The organism is Leptospira montravelensis, from assembly GCF_004770045.1.
In the GTDB taxonomy this organism is placed as follows: domain Bacteria; phylum Spirochaetota; class Leptospiria; order Leptospirales; family Leptospiraceae; genus Leptospira_A; species Leptospira_A montravelensis.
Genome location: NZ_RQFO01000004.1, coordinates 1154908 through 1175000, shown reverse-complemented (window position 1 = coordinate 1175000; position 20093 = coordinate 1154908). Strand labels below are relative to the sequence as shown.

At 36.4% G+C, this 20093-nt stretch carries 19 protein-coding genes (1 of these 19 running past the window's edge); 13 read left to right on the top strand and 6 right to left on the bottom strand.

Annotation, left to right across the window (positions count from 1 at the left end):
* Positions 1-520, top strand: the end of a protein-coding gene (locus EHQ31_RS06365; protein WP_135570612.1) for an adenylate/guanylate cyclase domain-containing protein. Its footprint begins 713 nt before the window's first position; only the last 520 of its 1233 coding nucleotides appear in the window; its start codon lies beyond the left edge, outside the window; the stop codon is at positions 518-520.
* 187 nt (positions 521-707) lie between these two features.
* Here the strand turns inward: EHQ31_RS06365 and EHQ31_RS06360 are convergent, their stop codons facing one another.
* The 4 genes from EHQ31_RS06360 to EHQ31_RS06345 form a co-directional block, all read right to left on the bottom strand.
* Positions 708-1553, bottom strand: a complete 846-nt coding sequence (locus EHQ31_RS06360; RefSeq protein ID WP_244247278.1) for a hypothetical protein — start codon at positions 1551-1553, stop codon at positions 708-710.
* 64 nt (positions 1554-1617) lie between these two features.
* Positions 1618-3084 (bottom strand): ankyrin repeat domain-containing protein, encoded by a 1467-nt coding sequence (locus EHQ31_RS06355; protein WP_135570609.1) that lies wholly within the window; start codon positions 3082-3084, stop codon positions 1618-1620.
* Between the two features lie 144 nt (positions 3085-3228).
* Positions 3229-3435: a hypothetical protein gene (locus tag EHQ31_RS06350; protein WP_135570607.1), complete on the bottom strand. Its 207-nt coding sequence runs from the start codon at positions 3433-3435 to the stop codon at positions 3229-3231.
* 381 nt (positions 3436-3816) lie between these two features.
* Positions 3817-4368: a hypothetical protein gene (locus tag EHQ31_RS06345; RefSeq protein WP_135570606.1), complete on the bottom strand. Its 552-nt coding sequence runs from the start codon at positions 4366-4368 to the stop codon at positions 3817-3819.
* A 555-nt stretch (positions 4369-4923) separates the two neighbouring features.
* Here EHQ31_RS06345 and EHQ31_RS06340 point away from each other — a divergent pair.
* Positions 4924-6249 (top strand): LA_0442/LA_0875 N-terminal domain-containing protein, encoded by a 1326-nt coding sequence (locus EHQ31_RS06340; RefSeq protein WP_135570603.1) that lies wholly within the window; start codon positions 4924-4926, stop codon positions 6247-6249.
* Between the two features lie 119 nt (positions 6250-6368).
* Here the strand turns inward: EHQ31_RS06340 and EHQ31_RS06335 are convergent, their stop codons facing one another.
* Positions 6369-7268, bottom strand: a complete 900-nt coding sequence (locus tag EHQ31_RS06335) for a LysR family transcriptional regulator (protein WP_135570601.1) — start codon at positions 7266-7268, stop codon at positions 6369-6371.
* Positions 7269-7360: 92 nt separating this feature from the next.
* Between EHQ31_RS06335 and leuC the strand changes: the two genes are divergently transcribed.
* From leuC to EHQ31_RS06305, 6 genes are all read left to right on the top strand, one after another.
* The gene (leuC, locus tag EHQ31_RS06330; RefSeq protein WP_135570599.1) at positions 7361-8764 is read left to right on the top strand and encodes a 3-isopropylmalate dehydratase large subunit; all 1404 of its coding nucleotides are present in this window, start codon (positions 7361-7363) and stop codon (positions 8762-8764) included.
* Entirely contained in the window at positions 8761-9390 is a 630-nt protein-coding gene (leuD, locus tag EHQ31_RS06325) for a 3-isopropylmalate dehydratase small subunit (protein WP_135570597.1), read from the top strand. Before leuC ends, leuD begins: the two co-directional genes overlap by 4 nt.
* Positions 9391-10015: 625 nt before the next feature.
* Positions 10016-11680 (top strand): amidohydrolase, encoded by a 1665-nt coding sequence (locus EHQ31_RS06320; RefSeq protein ID WP_167481637.1) that lies wholly within the window; start codon positions 10016-10018, stop codon positions 11678-11680.
* A gap of 282 nt (positions 11681-11962) precedes the next feature.
* Positions 11963-12973: an alpha/beta hydrolase gene (locus tag EHQ31_RS06315; RefSeq protein ID WP_244247277.1), complete on the top strand. Its 1011-nt coding sequence runs from the start codon at positions 11963-11965 to the stop codon at positions 12971-12973.
* Complete coding sequence (locus EHQ31_RS06310; protein WP_135570593.1) at positions 12973-13329, top strand: YciI family protein; 357 nt, start codon at positions 12973-12975, stop codon at positions 13327-13329. Before EHQ31_RS06315 ends, EHQ31_RS06310 begins: the two co-directional genes overlap by 1 nt.
* Before the next feature lie 29 nt (positions 13330-13358).
* Complete coding sequence (locus tag EHQ31_RS06305) at positions 13359-14579, top strand: RNA polymerase sigma factor (protein WP_135570591.1); 1221 nt, start codon at positions 13359-13361, stop codon at positions 14577-14579.
* 47 nt (positions 14580-14626) lie between these two features.
* Here EHQ31_RS06305 and EHQ31_RS06300 read toward each other — a convergent pair whose 3' ends face one another.
* A complete protein-coding gene (locus EHQ31_RS06300) occupies positions 14627-17107 on the bottom strand; it encodes a SpoIIE family protein phosphatase (RefSeq protein ID WP_135570589.1) in 2481 nt (826 codons plus the stop codon).
* Positions 17108-17394: 287 nt separating this feature from the next.
* Here EHQ31_RS06300 and EHQ31_RS06295 point away from each other — a divergent pair, with 287 nt between their 5' ends.
* The 5 genes from EHQ31_RS06295 (at position 17395) to EHQ31_RS19010 (ending at position 20081) form a co-directional block, all read left to right on the top strand.
* Positions 17395-17973 carry an RNA polymerase sigma factor gene (locus EHQ31_RS06295; protein ID WP_135570586.1) on the top strand — a complete coding sequence of 193 codons (579 nt, stop codon included), beginning with the start codon at positions 17395-17397 and terminating at the stop codon, positions 17971-17973.
* Positions 17974-17982: 9 nt separating this feature from the next.
* Positions 17983-18546 carry a ClpP family protease gene (locus tag EHQ31_RS06290; protein ID WP_135570584.1) on the top strand — a complete coding sequence of 188 codons (564 nt, stop codon included), beginning with the start codon at positions 17983-17985 and terminating at the stop codon, positions 18544-18546.
* Positions 18546-19490, top strand: a complete 945-nt coding sequence (locus EHQ31_RS06285) for an MBL fold metallo-hydrolase (protein ID WP_135570582.1) — start codon at positions 18546-18548, stop codon at positions 19488-19490. The genes EHQ31_RS06290 and EHQ31_RS06285 overlap by 1 nt, the downstream gene beginning before the upstream one ends.
* A 94-nt stretch (positions 19491-19584) precedes the next feature.
* Positions 19585-19755 (top strand): hypothetical protein, encoded by a 171-nt coding sequence (locus tag EHQ31_RS18865; RefSeq protein WP_208652717.1) that lies wholly within the window; start codon positions 19585-19587, stop codon positions 19753-19755.
* A 191-nt stretch (positions 19756-19946) separates the two neighbouring features.
* Positions 19947-20081 (top strand): hypothetical protein, encoded by a 135-nt coding sequence (locus tag EHQ31_RS19010; RefSeq protein WP_261636516.1) that lies wholly within the window; start codon positions 19947-19949, stop codon positions 20079-20081.
* The last annotated feature ends 12 nt before the right edge of the window (positions 20082-20093 follow it).

The window sequence follows — 20093 nt, the reverse complement described above, 5'->3', positions numbered from 1 at the left end:
ACAAAGGTCTGCGGAAGAAGTAGTTCATTTTCTAAATGAATATTTATCTCGAATGACTGATGTAATTTTTAAATTTAATGGGACTATCGACAAGTTTATCGGTGATGCGATTATGACCGTTTTTGGAGCTCCTTTTAAGATGCACGATGATGCTCTCCGTGCAGTAAAGACAGCTGTTGAAATGGTTCGCGAAATGGAAAAAATAAATCAAAAGTTAGAAGAAGCCAGTGGCAATTTGCAAGTTGGTATAGGGATTCACACCGGGGATGCAATTGTTGGAAACATAGGTTCCGATCGCCGATTGGATTACACTGTGATCGGAGATAATGTCAATCTTGCCTCAAGAATTGAAGGATTAACGAAACATTACGGTTGTTCGATTCTTATTTCAGAAACTACATATAAGCAGATTGAAAACAGATATTCAATTTATGATGGATTTGCTATCCGAGAAATAGACCTAGTTATCGTTAAAGGTAAATCAAAAGCAATTTTAGTATATGAGGTTATTGTATTGTAAGTTATACAAACATATGTAAGATTTCATTGGGAAACGAGACAAATGGAGATTCTATCCCTATAGCTTACATTTTACCTGGTTAGCAAGTTGGGTTACCCGAGAGGTTGGAACTTCGATCCAAAGAATGGAATCATGGAAATCCTTGGAAATTGGATTCCAATCCTATTATTTTTAACCTATCAGTATGTCAAAACTTTGTTATTCGTAAGAGTTTAATATTTTTAAATATCTCCTTTATTCCAAAGACTATCACTATAAGTTGAATGGGAATAAATAGCATGTCCCATTGGTTTTGCGGTAGGTTTGTGTAATACGGTCCATTGATTTTGAACGGAGGTAAAATCGGATATCGTGTGAGTACGGTTAAGGTGGTGACTACGATTGTGTCCGCATAACCAAAATAAAAATGAATTTCGTTACGTTTTTTATGAAAACGATACAAGATAGCCATGACGATAAGGCTCAAAGGTTCTAAGAGAAGGTATTGGATACTATCAAATGAAGGAAGTGATAAAAGTGCAATTCGGTAAGCAGCATGACAATAGATCCATCGCAAAGGAGAGGATCGAAAGATAAAAAATTTATGATCAAATTGAGTTGTTTGGAAACGAACTTTTCTCATTTCCTGAAGTAACCAAAGAAAAAGAGTCAGACAAACTAGGCGACTCAAATGGCCACGAAAGGTATCACCAGAGGGAGCAAAGACCATAACAAAAATATTGGTCAAAACAGCAAAATTGATATAATGGGAAAACCAAAGCTGAAATCTTTGTTGAGTAACTTCAGTTAAACTAATAAATACCAAGACAGCTCCTAAACCTAAAGGTAGAAGCAAGATGAATTTGATAAAACCCATAGTTTGAATCGGATTATGAGAAGAAGCACTGGTAAATTGAAATCCGGCTACCAAAGATAAAGCCATTACAAAAATTAAAAGTATGGTTTGGTGAAAACTTGCTAGGTAACAAACAATTGATACTGCTAAAATGGCGACTCCGCTGTTCCAAAGAAGTAAAGTCAGATCTACACCCATTTCGTCATTCATCTTAAAAATAATTGTGGATCACAAAATTTGGAAATCAGCACATTTTTGCATTTTACTTTCCTCTTTTTCGAATTAGCTCAGCTATTTGGTGGTGGCCATAAGCATTGGCAACATCTATTGGTGAAACCGTATCAGGTAAATCTATTGCGGCCCCTGCATCCAATAAAGCCTCTACAACATCGGTATGTCCTTCCGCAGCTGCAGAATAGAGAGATGTAGTTTTGTGGTCAGAGACTGCATTCAAGTTTACTTTATGTTCTAGTAACAATTGAACGACATTTAACTGACCACCACTGGATGCAGAGATTAGTGGGGTCCAACCGAATTTATCTCGAATTTCAGTATTCGCTTTGTATTCTAACAATACTTTTACAACTTCTAGATGCCCTTCAAAACTTGCTTTATGTATGGCTGCTCTTTTATCGTATCCTTGCAGATTCGGTTCTGCCTGATTTTCCAATAATTTCTTAGCGATGTTTCCATAACCTTCTTGTGCGGCAATAAAGAGAGGAGGGAAACCATCAATCGCTCTTAGATTAGGATTTGCTTTTTTGCGCAAGAGTGCAGTAACAGTTTCCAAATCTCCTTCCTTTACAGCATAGTGAAGTGCTGTGTAACCAGTATCATCTTGAATGTCTGGATTTGCTCCCTTACTTAAAAGATAATGTAAGGATTCTAAATGTCCATTCATAGCAGCAAAGTGAAGCGGGGTTAAGTTTCCTTTTTCTATTAATGTGTTTGGATTTACACCTAATTCGACTATGATTTTCAATAATTCCAGATTGCCATTTAATGCAAGTATATGTAATAAACTGAACCCATCTTCGTCTACCACATGTATCGATGCCTGATTCGCTAGAAGATACTTTGCGAATTGAAAATTTTTCTTTCTAATCGAATAAATTAAAGGTGTTTCTTTTTTGTGATCCTTCGGGTCAATTAACGAACCATGTTTTAATAATAGTTTTAATACATTGATATTTCCAGTTGTATTGGATACAGCATAGTGTATTGGCAGTTTATTTTTTTTATCTTTTTCGTTAGGTAATGCACCAGCATCTAACAAGACCTTAACACAATCGGTATATCCGTGTAAACTTGCGATATGTAACGGAGTCATACCAACATTGTTTTTTACATTTACATTGGCTTTGAACTGGATTAATGTTTTTGTTTGTTTCGCGTCGCCTAATCGAACTGCTTCGTGTATGGCTCTCCCGCCATTTTCATTAATAGAATCGACACTACTTGGATTCTTTTCGAGGAAATCTTGTGTTAATTTCCAATCACCAGTTTTTACCATTTGAGTTAAATTTGGTTTTGGCGTTGGTTTGGCAGCTGAAACACAGTTTAATATGGTCACTAGAATGTAAACAAGAGTTAGATTGTTGGTTAGTGTCCAACGATACTTTCTGAAATAGGTTCCAGGGATTTGAAGGCACGTTTGAATTTGAAATATGGTGTAGGAGAAAAAATGAAGAAACCCCTTTATACTTAGGTTGAAATTTAAAATGTGCATAAAACTATTCCTAACGAACATAACGTTTTTTTGAAAACAAACATTAGATCAATCAGTTTGATTATTTAAATCAAACCCGCGATACAAGCATTATTTGCGAAATCTTGAGTCTGAATTTCCGCTCAATTGTGTTTTTTAATGAGTTTATAAAATTATGTAGTGAAGCGCATGATTGGCGTATAGTGGATAAGAAAGGAATTCTAGGGACTGAATGATCTCTAGAATGGAATTTTTATTTTCCTTTTCCGAAAGAAATGCATAATTTCCTTGTACAGAAACACAGTTAGGCGCAAAAGAAACCAAAAACAACATGAGGAAAACATAAAGTATATTTTTGTTTGAAGCTTTCATATTATTTTCCTCCACTTGTCAATTTCCAACATTCAGCAACGACACTATAACTTTCAGTTGCTATAAAGGGGTGCATAGGCTTTGTGCTCATATATTTAACTGTAGGTGAGCTACAATTCGTAATTGCAATTATTATAATCGTTTTGAGTTTTGTTGGGACAATTTACTGCGAGAGGGATAGTAAGGGCGCGTTAGCGGTCGCCAATCGCGACCGAAGCCCTGGATAGCCCGACCCCAAATTCTTGATCAGATGGTAAGTGGTTTCGCATCCATTTTGGAAAGGGAATCAAATCTTTGGGGACTCGCCCAAGCTAAGTTGTCCTTGGCAGAAGCTGGTATTACCAAGTTCTTGCTAGGTTTTGGACTCATGAATTTTTAATCTTAATCTTTATTTTCCCGTGACCAGTAATATCGCATAACACCGATAAGAGCAAAGAATATGCAGACAAAAATTCCCGTAGTAGAAAAAATCCCTACAATATCTTTTGCGCTTAAAAAGTCGATTGGTTTTGTTCCGAGTTGAGAGAGCAATGGGTTTATAATACCAACCCAGATTACGAACACAAACATAAATGCTGCGCCACGACCTGCCCAAAGACGAATGATGGCAGGATCGTTTGGTTTGAATTTTTTTCGATTGCTTATATAATCAACTAGCAGGCCTAAGGTTACTCCTAGGAATAGCCCTTTGATTAGCCCCAGTATTCCAGAGAAAGTGAGTAAAGAAAGAATCGACAGGACAAATAGAAACAGAAATACAAAAAGGATCGTAAAAACGAAAGGTCCTCCCACTCTCGCTGCGGGCAATGAACCCGATCCCAATTCGATTGCAGAGAAAGCGCTGGCAAATCCGCCAAACCCTGAGATAACTTCCGCTAATAAAGAAAAGAGAACACTGAGAATCAAAACGAAAATCCAGAGTTTCTTGCGCATTCGTTGATTACATGGGAAGTAAGCTTACGGGCAAGTACTTTGCAAATGACATATGAGATTTGGTCACCGAAATTATTTATTGAATTATCAGTTCCGCATATATTTTTGAAAGCTTGGTTTTGAAAGATTTCCTTATTTAGAATTAAGTTTTCACTTCCTCGCAAATCGCACACAAAGTAAGGAGCCTAATTCCAAAACTATTTGATTTTATTGGATCGATAGAGCGGATCGTAGGGAATTAAAATATTTTTTCTTTCTCCATTAGTTTTTTGTTTGGGTTCGTAACGTTGATAGAGATAAATCACTTTTTTAAAATCTAAAATTTCTTGGATGAGATTTAATTTTTTTTAATCGATGAGGACTTAAACCTAGGTGATTCGACAAGATAATCGACTTTAGTTTATTAACAAATGAAAGCACAATTTCCTAGAATCATTCTGTTATTTTGGTCAAGAAATTTTCTTACGAAATTGATCTCTAAATTGTTTAATGAAATTGCAGAATTTAATTCTTGTGTTAAGATTCTCCGGTACCAGTTAAGAACTGGCCAAAACTATGAAAAAAATCACATCCATTCTGTTTGCAGCTTTTCTGTTTTTAAATTTTTCGCTTCGTAGTGAAACGATTCTACTTAAGTCAGGGGAAAAGTGGGAAGGTAAGATCCTAGCCCAAGATAAGGATTCCGTGACGATCAAACTAGTAGACGGTAATACAAAAGTATTTTCGAAGTCTGTGATTTTAAAGGTTTCATTTGGAAGGGCGACCGAATCTGCTAATTTAAAAAAAGAATCTGAGATTGCTGAGAAAGAAAAGAAAATCAAAGAGGAAAAAGAATTAGCGGAAAAACAAAAACAGGAAAACGAGAAATTCAAAGTTAAAGAAGATAAACAAAAAAATAGAGAGGAACAACTTTCGAATGCGAAACGACATTATCTGGAAGGTTCCTTGGGATTCGGTAGTGGTGAAAGTCAATCGGAATTACGTCCATTCTTTCAATCCATTCAGTATGCTGGATTACTTTTTAGCAGCGGTGGCCAAGCTGAATTGCAATCCAATCCTTACAAAAGTAAAAATCAAAGTGGGACAACACGTTTGTTTTATGCATGGAACCGTTTCACCTTTGAGATTCGTGGAATGGAAGCAAAAGGAAATTTTGATGTAAGTGGCATCCAGACGCTTTCATACGGAGGAGGGAATGGCTCTTCCACTTCCTCTTCTGATAAAACTGCCAATGTGCTTTTAGGAAGCGGAGAAACCAAGTTTCAAAAAGTTTCAACCAGGTTCGGTTTTACGCCTTATCCACATCCAGTTTTAGATTTTCAAATAGTGGGAGGGGTGGAAAGAATTTGGACTAAGACTATACAAGAAGTTGATAGTGTAGGAGGGATGACCGCCACAGGTGTGAATCCAAACCGAGTGAGTTATAGGGAAACAAATAATCCATTAAAAGGTTATAGTATTGGAATCGGATACGAATGGAAATTTTTGGAAAGGTTCACCTTACAAGGACAGATTTTACATTTAGATATGCAAGGCCCTTCCTCGTTTCGAAGTAACGAGTTCCGCTTGGACGCCTCACCTTTTCGATACAATCAATATGGCTTAGATTACCAATGGAAATCTACTGGAACCGAAGTGAATGTGAAATTCTCTACAAAGATCAAAGGTGATTTCAGATTATTCATAGAAGCAAGTAACATGACTCTAAATAACAAATTAAAGTCAGGGTATATCACAGAGAACGAAGGTGGGGGAAATTCGGATCCGTCCCAAATTTTACTAAAAATTTATGGACCCCAAATATTAATTCCAATTTTCTATGATTCGAAGACGATTTTGAGTTATGTTCAACTCGGAGCAAACTATCGATTTAATTTTTGAAGTAGTAGTTTGTTTTGGATACTTTATCAATCTATAACAGGATTCAAACTTAAACAAATATATTAATTCATTATTATGACTGAATTCGAGTTAGTATCGATTTTATCACCTTCTTTTTGTTAATTGAAAGAAGGATCCTTTACGGATTCCCATTTTTCCCCTGATCTCAAAATTTCTTCTGCGAGCATTGCAAGTCCCGGTCCTGATTTTTTACGATAACAGAGATAAAATTTCCTTTCTACGTTCCAGTCTTCGAATTTAATTTTTCTTAGTTTAGAACTAATAGAATATTCTGATAAAAAACCAATTCCTAGACCCGCTTCCAATGATTTGATTACAGACTCTACACTTCTGAGTTCCATATTTATCTTAGGACCGAATTCCTTTGAGAAAGATTTGATTTTTTTCTCAACGGCTTTCCTGAGGGCAGAACCTGGATGGAAGAAAACAAAAGAATGTTTTTTTAGATCTTCGATTCGAATCTTCTTTTTTAGAAAAATGGGATGGTCTTTCGCGGCGACAGGAAAAATTCTATCGGATAAAAATTCCAAAACATTCAGACTGGGTTCTGCAATAGGACCAGTCAAAATCCCAAGATCTACTTCTCCCTTTAAAACTGCGTCCTTAGTTTCGGATGCATCTCCTTCCCGTACAGAAAGAGAAAGTCCTGGTTTCTTATTTAGTATCTCTTTTAAGATTTGAGGTAAGATCCAAGCAGAAACTGTTCCACCTGCAGATATAGAAAAGTTCCCTTTCAGTTCATTCTCTTTTGCGAAGCCGTTTTGTATTTCTTCCCATAAATCTTTCATACGTACTGAATAGTGATAAAATCTTTCGCCTTCATGTGTGAGTCGAACAGACCTTCCACCTCTTTCTAAAACGGTGACACCTAATTCCTTTTCCAAAAGAAAGATCTGTCTCGAGAGTGCGGGTTGTGTGAGTCCGAGTCGTGATGCTGCTTTTTGGAATGTGCCCGAATCTGAGATTTCCAGAAAATAAATGATCTGTCTGAATTCCATAAATACATATAAGTTTTAGTTATAGTATTTATAAAACCAATTTATTTGCATTATAGTATGAAATTTGATATCGTATTTACCAAGAGGGAAATATGGGACAAACTCTATACGACAAAATCTGGGAAAGTCACAGGATTTTAGAAAATTCAGATTCGGAAACGGTTTTATATGTGGATCGTCATATCCTACATGAAGTGACTTCTGCCCAAGCATTCGAAGGATTAAGAACTAAAAACAGAAATGTTAGAAGGAGAGATCTCACGTTTGGCGTGGTGGATCACAATGTTTCTACAAGAGATCGTAAAAACAGAGATGCAGCTGGCCCTATCTCTCGTTTACAGATTGATACAATGGAGAAAAACTGCAAAGATTTCGGAATCCATTTGTTTGGCCCGGAAGATCCTGAACAAGGGATTGTGCATGTAGTTGGTCCTGAGTTAGGATTTACTATCCCCGGCTCGGTCATCGTATGTGGAGATTCACATACGGCAACGCATGGAGCCTTTGGTGCTTTAGCATTTGGAATCGGGACAAGTGAAGTGGAACATGTGCTTGCGACACAAACTCTTAAACAAGCTAAAACAAAATCGATGTTAGTTCATTTTGTTGGTACACCTGGATATGGAATCACTGCTAAAGATATCGTCCTTGCCCTTATTGCAAAGATTGGAACTTCAGGCGGAAGAGGATACACAATGGAATATACAGGGGAATGGATTCGTTCTCTTTCTATGGAAGGTCGAATGACTCTTTGTAATATGAGTATCGAAGCAGGCGCAAGGGCAAGTCTTGTCGCACCAGACCAAATCACATTTGATTATTTGAAAGATAGAAAACTGATTCCAAAAGGAAAAAGTTTTGAAGAGGCAGTCGAATTTTGGAAAACATTCTATACTGATACAGATGCACATTTTGATGCGATGATCGAATTGGACATTTCAAAAATTGAACCTCAAGTCACTTGGGGAACAAATCCTTCTCAGTCTTTATCCATCGAAGGAGTGATCCCAAATCCGGATGATATCCAAGAGAAAAAAGAAAGAGAAACTACAAAGAATGCATTGGAGTATATGGATTTAATACCGGGAACTCCTATTTCTGAGATTAACATCGATAAGGTGTTTATAGGCTCTTGTACCAACTCAAGGATTGAAGATTTACGATCTGCGGCCGAAGTTGCCAGAGGGAAAAAAGTTCATCCAAGAGTGCAAGCATTGGTGGTGCCCGGTTCTGGTAGAGTGAAACGTCAGGCAGAATGTGAAGGTTTGGATCAAATTTTTTTAGAAGCAGGATTTGAATGGAGAGAACCTGGTTGTTCGCTTTGTCTTGCGATGAACGACGATATATTAAAACCGGGAGAAAGATGTGCGTCTACTTCTAACCGTAACTTCGAAGGAAGACAAGGTAGAGGTGGAAGGACACATTTGGTAAGTCCTTCTATGGCGGTGGCTGCGGCAGTGACTGGAAAATTTACAGATGTGAGGAAATTGGTATGAGCGCGAGAAATTGGACAATCCATAAGGGAGTGGTTGTATCCATCCCAAGAGAGGATATCGATACGGACCAAATACTACCTAAACAATTTATGAAATTGATCGATAAAAAGGGATTCGGAAAACATTTGTTTTACGATTGGAGGTATTTGGATTTAGAAGGAAAGATTCCCAATCCAAAATTTATTTTGAATCAGGATGGATTTAGGAATGCTAGTGTTCTCATCGCTGGTAAAAATTTTGGCTGTGGTTCGAGTAGGGAACATGCACCTTGGGCACTTGCTGATTTTGGATTCAAAGCAATTTTGGCACCTTCCTTTGCTGATATATTCTCCATTAATTCTGCAAAAAATGGAATTGCACTCATTCGTTTGAAAGAAGAAGAGATTCAATATTTGAATGAATGGGTTTCTAAAAATTCGGGAACACTCATTCAAATCAATTTGGAAACGTTGGAAGTGCAAGCGGGGGATCAATCATTCAATTTCGAATTGGATTCTGCTTCTATCAATCGGATTAGAAACGGTTGGGATGATATTGATATTACTCTAAAAAATGCAAAAAAGATTTTGGAATTCGAAGAGATTCGAAAGATTGAAAAACCATTTTTGGAGGTTTGTTGGTTATGATCTTGCGAGAGGGATAGAAAGGGCGCGTAGCGGTCGCTTTGCGACCGAAGCCCTGGATAGCCCGGCCCCAAGGAAACAACTTTGTTTCGTAATCAAAAAATAATTTTGTATCACGGAGGAGAGTTTGGGGACTCGCCCCAAAGAGTTAGTTCGGAATCATAAATGAAGGTAATTTGATACGGGTTACTTCGGAAAATTCTTAGGATGTGGGAAAGGAGGGGAACGGAATCAAATTAATTTCATTGATTTTGGCAAAATTTCTATACTTGAAAAGGGAATGTCATTTACAGTTAAACACAAATAGTAGATTGGATCTGTTTTTATTTTTTCATTTTAGAGAACTAACTAAACCAAAGTGATAAAGCTTCGCTAATTAATTTTCTTCAATTACCATTGTCGTAATTTATTGGCTTATTCGTTAGGTGAGTTAAAGTTGGGATCCTAAAGAAATACAATACCTTAACCAAAACTTTAGTCAAATCGATACTCGTTACAATTAAGTAAGCAATTGAAAATTTGTTTTTTAACTTCTATGTTTCATGAAAGTAAAAAAATCCAAAAGAAAGAATGTATTTGAAGGAATTATATCATTGCATTCTTTTATGTGACTAATGGAATGAAGCTAATGTCAAAACTTCGAACCTTAGTTTTAATTTTTCTATTCACAGTTTCCATCGGTGGTAAAAATACAGAGAAGGCAGATTTTATTTATTATAATGGAACCATTTTAACTGTTAACGACTTAGATGAAATTGTCGAAGCCATTGCGATTCGAGATGGAATTCTAATCGCAGTAGGAACCAAAAAGGAAGTATTCGAACACCAGGACAAAAATACAATTCTTCACGATTTAGAAGGAAAAACACTTTTACCAGGTTTTATAGCCAGTCATGAACATCCGACTTTAAGTGCGTTATTTAGTGGTATGGTTGACGTTAGCGGTTTTAAAAATAAATCCAATGAAGAAGTTTGGGGATCCTTACGGGAAGCCGTAAAAAAGACACCTAAAGGAGAATGGATTTATGCAATGGGTCTCGATCCGGCGCTTGTCCCGGATTTGCAAATCCCTACTCGAAAAAAATTAGATGAGCTTTCGGTAGATCATCCTATTTTTATTATTGCTCAATCGATACATTCATTTTGGGCAAATACCAAGGCATTTGAAGAAATTGGACTTTCACGATCATCAAAAGATCCAGGAAACGGGTCATATTACGAAAGAGATTCGGAAGGAGATTTTACTGGATACATAGTAGAGTCGGCAGCCGCTGGCCCTTTTTTGGAAAGGTTGAAATCTCCCCTTAGAATATATAATCGGTATACTTTAACACTGGATAATCTATTGCATTCGGGATTTACATCCGTTGCGTCATTGGGTTATAATGTGCCGCCACTATTTGCAAAAATTGCTGCCTCTAAGAATTTTAAACCAAGAATCAGGCAATTTTTTTATTTAGTAAAAGATGAACTGAAATATCTTCCAGGAAAACCTGATAGTTCAGATCCATATTTTCAAATCTTAGGTATCAAATTATGGCATGATGGTTCACCCTATATGGGAGGTATGTATCTAGATGATCCTTATTTGAATAATTCTCTCACTGAAAAAATGGGAATTGCTCCAGGGAGCAATGGTAATTCTCATTTAACCGAATTGGAGATAATTGATCTTGCAAAAAAATATTCTGATTTAGGTTGGCAAGTTTCCGTACATGCCCAAGGAGATAAGTCCAATCGAGAAGTGCTGACCGCTTTATCAAAAGTAGAATCTGTTACTAGTAAACTGCCATTTAGAGTAGAGCACTGTTTGTTGTTACCAATAGAAAACTTGCCAACAATGAAAAAAAATCGCATAACTCCGAGTTTTCATATTAACCATCTTTATTATTATGGAGATGTTCTACAGGATTCATTACTCGGCGAGACTAGAGCAAATTTAATTTTACCTGTAAAGAGTTCATTTATGAACAATCTTTATCCAACTTTGCACGCAGATAGTCCTATGTTTCCGGCTGATGCTTTTAGTTTGATGCAAACTGCAATTACAAGGAAAACGAAATCTGGAAGAATTCTTGGTGCAAAAGAAGCAATTACCAATCGAGAAGCAATTCGAGCAATGACAGTTAATGGTGCTTATCAGATAGGAATGAAAGATAAACTGGGCAGTCTTGAAGTTGGTAAATGGGCTGATATGGTCATATTGGATAAAAATCCATATGATACGAGGGGAGAGGATTTTCATAAAATCCAAATTCAGAAAGTGTTATTAAATGGTGAAGAAGCCAAATAAAATTTAGGACACGGACCAAGGTTTTAGGTTCGCAGCAAAAATATGTGTCCGAATGATCATATAATGAGACATAATTCAATTGTGAATCCACAATCCCTCGCCCGAGTTAGGGTGGAGGGGAGTGGCTTGTGGGAAGGTCGCAAATTTCTCTCTACCAGAAACCTTTCCCTTTGAAAACGAACTTTCCAATTTCTCCCATTTTATTTTAAATTTATTCGCGTTTTTGTTGGAACTTGTCCAGTTTTTGAATCTTCAATTGCTATAGAGAGTAAGGAGATCTCTATGCCAGAAAAATTAATTAGGTTACAACACTTGCTTGGAAAATGGCTAAAGGTTCGGTGGATAGGATTCATCTCAGTCATGGTGATTATACTGCTTCTCTCTTTTTTCATCATTGGAATTTGGCAGGCAAGCAATCAGATTTTGTTTCCTAAATGGAAAGGAATCACAAAAGACTTTATGGAGTGTAGTCTTGAAGGAGAGAAACTTTGGGGAAAATTTTGTGGAAACATCCGCCTAACAAAAGAATTTGAATTTAAAGAGGTGTCGATACATTCCGTGAACGGTTATGATTTGCCTGGATGGTTGGTACCTGCATATGATAACGGCATAGTATTAAAAAAAGGAGTGATTCTTCTGGTGCATGGGGGAGGGGCAGACCGGCGAGAACTTACTCGGATGATTCCCTTTTATCTCCGACAAGGATTTGATGTTCTTAGTTTTGATTTATCTTGTCATGGTGAGGCACCTTGTCAATTTCCTGGTTTAAGTTTTGGAAATCGCGAATCAAGAGATGTATTATCTGCATATTTATATCTTTCAAAAAAATATAATCATATTCTAATGATGGGTTCTTCTGTTGGAGCGTCTTCGATATTAATTTCGCTTCCTTTTTTGGAAGAAGTGGAGGGAATCATCTTAGAAAATCCTATGTTAAGTTTTCAACGGTTGATTTTGGATTCGCCCGAGTCTGCTAGTTTACCGAATTGGATGGTTCAATCGCTCATAGAGTTAGTGTTGATTCGAGGAAAATTTGACACACTACTGAGTCCCGAAAATTCTTTACCTTTGGCTAGGAATGTGCCTCTATTGATCATTCATAGCAAAAAAGATTCAGTTGTGCCTTACAAACATTCGATGTCGCTAACAAAACTATATTCGGGACCGAGCGAAGTTTGGTTTCCCGATTTGGGATCTCATGGATCGATATGGGAAACAAACCAATCAGAATATGAAACGAGGGTTTTGAAATTTATTCATAGAAATACAAATAAAAAAAAGGAAAGTAGATAATGGAAGAATATTTAATTCTAATGCGTTTGGATATACTCACAAAAGATGTACAACCATCACCCGAACAATTGCAAGTCTACATGTTACAATACCAAGAATGGATCAATGGAATTGTAGCAGAAAAAAAGTTTAAATCTGGAACTGCTTTGTCTACAGAAGGCAGAGTCATTCAATCAGATATGATCATTACAGATGGTCCTTATGTAGAAACTAAAGAATCGCTTGCAGGTTTTATTATCATTTATGCAAAAGATTTTGATGATGCGGTAAAAATTGCAAAAAATTGTCCGATCCTTATGGGAGCCGGTAATAGTGTAGAGGTTCGGAAGGTGATTGGCATTCATAAGGAAGATTAATTAGAGAAATAGTATATTCTGAAATAATTATGAAACAATCTGAGTTATTACCGCATTTATTTCGAACTGAATATACAAAAATCATATCGGTTCTTTGTAAAAAATTTGGTTTTTCACAGATTGAGATGGCAGAAGATATAACTAGTGAAACTTTTTTGACTGCATCACAAGCCTGGGGATTAAATGGAATTCCAGAGAACCCAGTCGCTTGGTTGTATGTAGTCGCTAAAAATAAAGCTAAAAATCTGGTTCATCGAGATTCTATTTTGCAAAACAAGGTTCTTCCTTATTTACAAAAGGAAAGTTTTATATTCGATTCAGAATTAGACCTATCCGAGGAGAATATTAGAGACAGCCAATTGCGAATGATATTTGCGTTGGCCCATCCATCGATTCCTTTAGAGTCACAAATTGGCTTATCTCTCCGAATTTTATGTGGATTTGGGATCGATGAGATCGCAAAGGCTTTCCTATCGAATAAAGAGACAATTAATAAGAGGTTACTCCGAGCAAAAAATAAACTTAGAGAAAACAATATTAAATTAGAATTTCCAACTTCTTTGGAATTAGGGGAAAGGATTTCTTCGGTGCTTAGAACTATCTATTTACTTTTCAATGAAGGTTATTGTTCCCAAACTCAGGACAGTATCCTTAGGAAAGAATTATGCCTCGAGGCGATTCGCCTATGTTCACTTCTATTGGAAAATAAAGAAACTAACACTGGTGAAGTGAACGCACTTCTTTCTCTCCTCTGTTTTCATATATCAAGGTTTGAAGCAAGGTTAAGTGGAGAGGGGGAAATCATACTTTATGAGGATCAGAATCGAAAACTTTGGAACCAGGAATTTATAAAAAAGGGAGAGTATTTCTTTTTTCAGGCAAATTTAGAACCAAAATTTTCCAAATACCATTTGGAGGCAGCAATTGCATATTGGCATACATGCCCTGAAGAAACAGAAAAGAAGTGGGAGTCTATTTTTCAACTTTATACAGGACTTTTGGAAATTGAACCATCTCCCTTGCTTTTATTAAATAAGGCCTATGCGTTATTTAAGCTGAAGGGAAGGGATCTTGCCTTAAAGGAGCTCCAAAGTCTGGATCTAAAAACCAATCCTTATTATTTTTTTCTATTAGGAGAATTGAATGCAGAATTAGAGCCAGAAAAAGCTAATAGCTATTATAACAAGGCACTGGTTTATGCAAATACTGAATTAGATAAATTGGTGATCCGAAGACGGATGAAAAGATGATTCCCTTTGGATGGAGTGAAATCTTCCGACTTATGGAATTCCCATATTTATTTCAAAAATTCCACAGAAAGAAGTGTAACATCATCCTCAAACTTCTCTGTGTTTTGATGTTGCCTTGCTTTTAATAACAAATTTTTTAAAGAAGATTTTTCTTTCCAATTTTGTTTCTCTTTGGCCCAATCCCAAAATCCAAATTCGCGGAATAGGGTTTGGTCATTGGAACGAACATCAAAAATTCCATCAGAAAATAAGAAAAGTTTATCCCCTTGCAGATAATCCACTTCATAATTGTTGCCTTCCCACTGTGGTAAAATAGCCAATGGTTTTCCATTTCCAACTAACGAGGAAAAACCATCATTTGTTCCCAAATAAATATCTTCATGTCCTGCTTTAGACCAAGTAAATTTCTTTTGAACTGAGTCTACAACTGCCGCCACCGCCGTGACAAACAAACCAGCCGTGTTCCCATATAAATAAGCATTTAATCGTTCCAAACATGCTTTGGGATCCGTTTTGGGAGTATCCGTAATTTGTAATACAAAGTGTAATATAGCAGAAATCATTCCGGCAGAAAATCCATGACCAGAAACATCAGCTAAAAATAAAAATGTTTTTCCTTCACCTAATGATTGTACGAGGTAATAATCTCCTGCAATTCCATCACTTGGTAAAAATTCTAATTCCACTGAAATTAATTCTTTATCAAAGTTCAATTCAGGTAGTAGTTTTTTCTGAATACGAATGCCACGTGAAAGTTCTTCCCTTAAATATAATTCTTTTTCTTTTAATCGTAAGGCATTGCGAATCACACTCAAAAGTTCTGACTCTAAGAAAGGTTTGGATAGGTAGATGTCGGCACCTTCACCATGAACTTCTTTTCTTGTGGCTGCATCTGCTTTGGCTGTCAGTAGGATGATTGGTAGTGAGTGAAGATGGTCTTTTTTTCTAACTTCACGAATTAAGTCGAGACCACTTAATTTTGGCATCATTAGATCTGTTATGACTAAGTCCGGTGTTTCGGAGAAAATTGTTTCAAGTCCAGCTTGGCCATCAGCAGCGACTAAAACATGAAATCCCACGCGAGTTAAGACAGATCCTAAATATGATCGTAAATCAGGATTATCTTCGACTACTAAAAGTTTGGTGGTTTTTCTAGTGTAAATTTTATCAAAAGAAAGAGGAGTGTTATTTTTTTCCTCTGGGATATATTCATGTTTGAATAAATGATAATGGTTTGTAACTGTTAAAGATTCTTGGAAAGTATTTAACGAAAGAGGTAGAGTGAAATAAAAAATAGAGCCTTTTCCTAGTTCACTCTCCACTCCAACCTTGCCACCATGTAATTCAATTAATTCCTTTACTAAAGCAAGCCCTAAACCTGTTCCTTCTTGTTCCCTCGTTAGAGAAGCTTCACTAATCCCAAATCTAGAGAACAATCTAAGGATTTGGTTTTCTGCCATTCCAATTCCTGTGTCTCGTACAGAAATAATGGCCTCGTTTTCTTTTTTTTGTAATTCTAAAATAATTTTCCCACCGGACTCAGTGAACTTGATTGAGTTAGATAAATAATTAAATATACATTTGTCTAATTGTTCAGGATCAACTTCCACAAATACTGGATCTTTGCATAATATAAGTTCAAAGTGAATGTTTTTGCGTTTTACGTAGGAAGTAAAATTATCGGAAACTTGTGTCAAAAATTCATCCAAACGAAGGTTGGATTTTCGGAGTTCCAATCTTTCTGAAGTAATTTTTTGAAGATCTAAAAGTTGATTTACTAAGCGTGTCAGGCGTCGCGCTTGATTTACAATGACTTTTACTTCGGTTGTCGATAATCCTTCTTCTCTTTGAAGGGCAGATTCTGATAGACCAGAAATTAAAGTAAGTGGGGTCCTTAGTTCATGGGATATATTTTGAAAAAAAGCTGTTTGCGCTTTATTTTCTCTCTCCAAGGAATCTTCTGCTATGTTAGCTGCTAAAGTAAAATAGTAAGCAAATCCCGCATGAAATAATGTGGAAAAAATAATATTCGATACATTGATAAGAGCAAGAAAATTGGTATTCCAAACATAAACAGGTGGGTTTGTCATAGAATAATAATAAGTCGATGCAAAGAGTAAACATTCGATGACAATACTCCCAAATTTTAAAAAGTTTTTTCCCGGCGGTAATAAGAAGATTCCGGTGGCAAAAAGCATCATGTAATACTGATAACCTGCACCCCAACCAAAAAAGAACGTTGCTGCTAATGCGTGCAGAAACACTTCAGAAAAACATAAATACAAAGATGTAAAAAGATATTTTTTGCGATTGATCCAAATGGTAAGGGCGAACCAAAAAACGCTTCCTACATTGAAAAAAGCCATTTCCCAGGCACCGACTATCCCAAAGAAAAAAATAAAGGTAAAGTGAATGAGACCTGCTAAAACATAAATGGAATTAGTTGCTACATAATACCTTTGGTAGCGGAGTTCCACTCCAGCAGGGGCCAAAAATAAGGAACGAACAAAGGTTAAAAACTGGGTCATTCTGGAATGAAAAGAATCAATTCTTCCCTTAAAAGTCAAGGAATCCTTCTTATTCGTTAGTTTAATATAACAAGGAATAAAAGGTGTTTAGGTATTAATCCTGAGGCACCAAGTCAGTGCTAATCGGCGTTTGTAAGAAAAAATCATAATCCTGCACTAGAGTGGCCATATATAAAATTTCCTAGTTTCCTAAAGAGAATCAAAACCCCATTTTATATGGACAAAAAATTGCTAGGAATATACATTTTTTTAGAACTAAATTACTGGGAACTGGGACTTTTATCAGTATGAATGACATATCCTACATTGAACTTTTGGACCAGGTAAAATCCGGTAACCTCCGTGCTTGGGCTGATTTACAAAATCGATTTTCTAGATTTGCCAATCAATTCGCCTATAAGATTCTTAAAGATGAGGATCTCTCGCAAGACGTTGTCCAGGAATCATTCTGGGATTTGTATCAGAACTTGGAAAAAATAACCACTCCGCAAGCATTTCCAACTTTGCTTAAAAGGGTTCTTATCAAACATGTGGACCGTATATTGCGAAAGAAGGAGACACAGAATTTGGTTTTTGTGGACCCAATCCAGATCGAACAAAATTCGGAAGAATTACATACTTCCTTCCTCGAGAAAGAATGTTATGAAACGATAACACAAAATCTCAAAAAGTTGGAACCGGAAGATCAAAAGCTTATAGATCTTTATTATTACAAAAATTATTCTTTAGTCGAAATTTCAAAATCAGAAGGGAAATCATTATCTTTTATTAAAAAAAGACATATTCGGGTTAAAAAAATTCTTAGGAACGGAATAGGCGAAACATTTAGGCCGGAAGCTAATTCTACTTTCATGGTAGCGGCTTAGGAGATTGATTTGGAAGCAACTCAAGTTTATTCAAATGGACAAATCGAAAATGTTTATCTCGAACAAAGAAAAGTATTTCTTTGGGGTGAGGTAAATGACAATTCCGGAAGATATTTAATTGATCGTTTTTTATATCTAGAAGCATTAGATCCAACAAGACCTATTACACTTTACATTCACTCTCCGGGAGGTTCAACTTATGCTGGTTTGGCGATTTTAGATGTAATGAATCACCTTCACAATCCTGTGCATACAACCTGTCTTGGAATGGCTATGTCTTTTGGTGCTGTTTTACTGCTTTCTGGAACCAAAGGATTTCGATTTGCATACCCTCATAGTAAAGTCCTGATTCACCAACCCCATGTTATGGGAGAATTTAAAGGGCCAGCCGAAGATATAAGGATATTTGCCGATTCAGTCAAAAGAGAAAAAGATTTGTTAAATGAAATTATGGCTAGGGCAACGGGCCAATCACTTGAAAAAATGAAGGAAGATACGGAACGTGATACTTGGTTTACTGCGAAGGAAGCCTTAGATTATGGTATCATTGATAAGATCATTGGAGGTGATTGATGTTTTTTAAAAGATTTGATTTTTTATTCTACGGTGTTTTGGCATTGGCTTTCTCTTGCCAAGTGACATCACATAAAATAAAACCATATATTTCCGACAAAACAAGTGCTACTCTTCCAAACTTAATTCTTCCCAAACAGTATGTCACTTTCCAAGTAGTAAAAGTGGCAGATTGGGAAGCTTCTCTTGCTGGCTTACTGGATTTAGATGATCCTAAGGCAATAGGATTAAAGGATCGTTTAGAACCTATATCCATTTACTTTTATCTCGTCAAACATCCGAAATTTGGAACTTATATGATAGATTCTGGTATGGGAAAAAATTTTCCTAAAGGTGAAGATGGCAAAAGCCTTGTTAGTTCCATCGTAGAATCGCAAATGCATTTTGAAAAACTCAAAGTTTATGAAACTACCAAAACATATTTGCAAAAAAACAAAGTAGATGTAAAGGGGATTTTTTTCACGCATTTGCATTTAGATCACACTCTTGGGGCTTACGAAATAGATAGATCTGTTCCTTTTTATGTGGGGCCTAGTGAAGTGACAAGTAGACAATTCATCAATCTTTTTGTGCAAGGTTCCACGGATCGTTTGTTAGGTGAAATTCCAAATTTAGTACAATTTGATTTTGGGAAAAATTCAAACGAAATTGCTGTATTCGATTTCTTTGGAGACCAAAGTTTTTTTATACTATCTGTTCCGGGACATACACCGGGAAGTTTAGCTTTTTATATCCCAGCAAAAGGTGGTGGCCATTTGGTTCTGGGAGATTCTTGTCATACGCAGTGGGGTTGGAAAGAGGGAGTGACTCCTGGCAAATTTACAACCAATGCGAAACTGAATCGCAAAAGTTTGGATTTTTTAAAACAAGTAGCAGAAACTCATGAAATTCAGTTTGTTTATCCAGGGCACCAAGATAGAATCTCGACACCTTTAAAAAAATAATAGATAACCTCTATTTCTTTTTATTTGCCTTATACCAATCTTTGTTTTTCAATGTAGACCCACTGGATTGAAGAATCATTGTGATCCTATTACATTGACCAATTCCACAGATACTGTCGTGTATGTGCCAAACATTGGAAATAAGTCTGTATCTGTTCTCAATCTAAATCCAGAAACTGGAAGTTTATCTATAAAACATCCCGATTTAGTCCTTTCTTCGACACCGTATTCTCTTGCCTTAGATCCGAATGGAAAATACTTATAGGCAAGTTCTGAACAAAACCCTGAAATTCACCGAATGGCCATTGGTTTCAATGAAAACTTAACAATCTTATCCCCAGCCATGCCAACTTCCAATCCCTCCGGGGGATCTGTAGGTAGACTCAGTAAGGGTAAACATTTGTAAGTTGGACTTACCAGTGCACCTGGAAACAATGCAGGGATCCAAATTTTTCTTTGGATTCTTCCAACACAGAAGGAGGAAATATCTCAGGATTTTCTATTGGTGAAAATGGAGTTCATACACCGCTTGCAGGATTTCCAGTTACGGCGGGAACAAATCCATTTTCAATAGAAATGGTTTCTTATTAATTCTTTTTAACC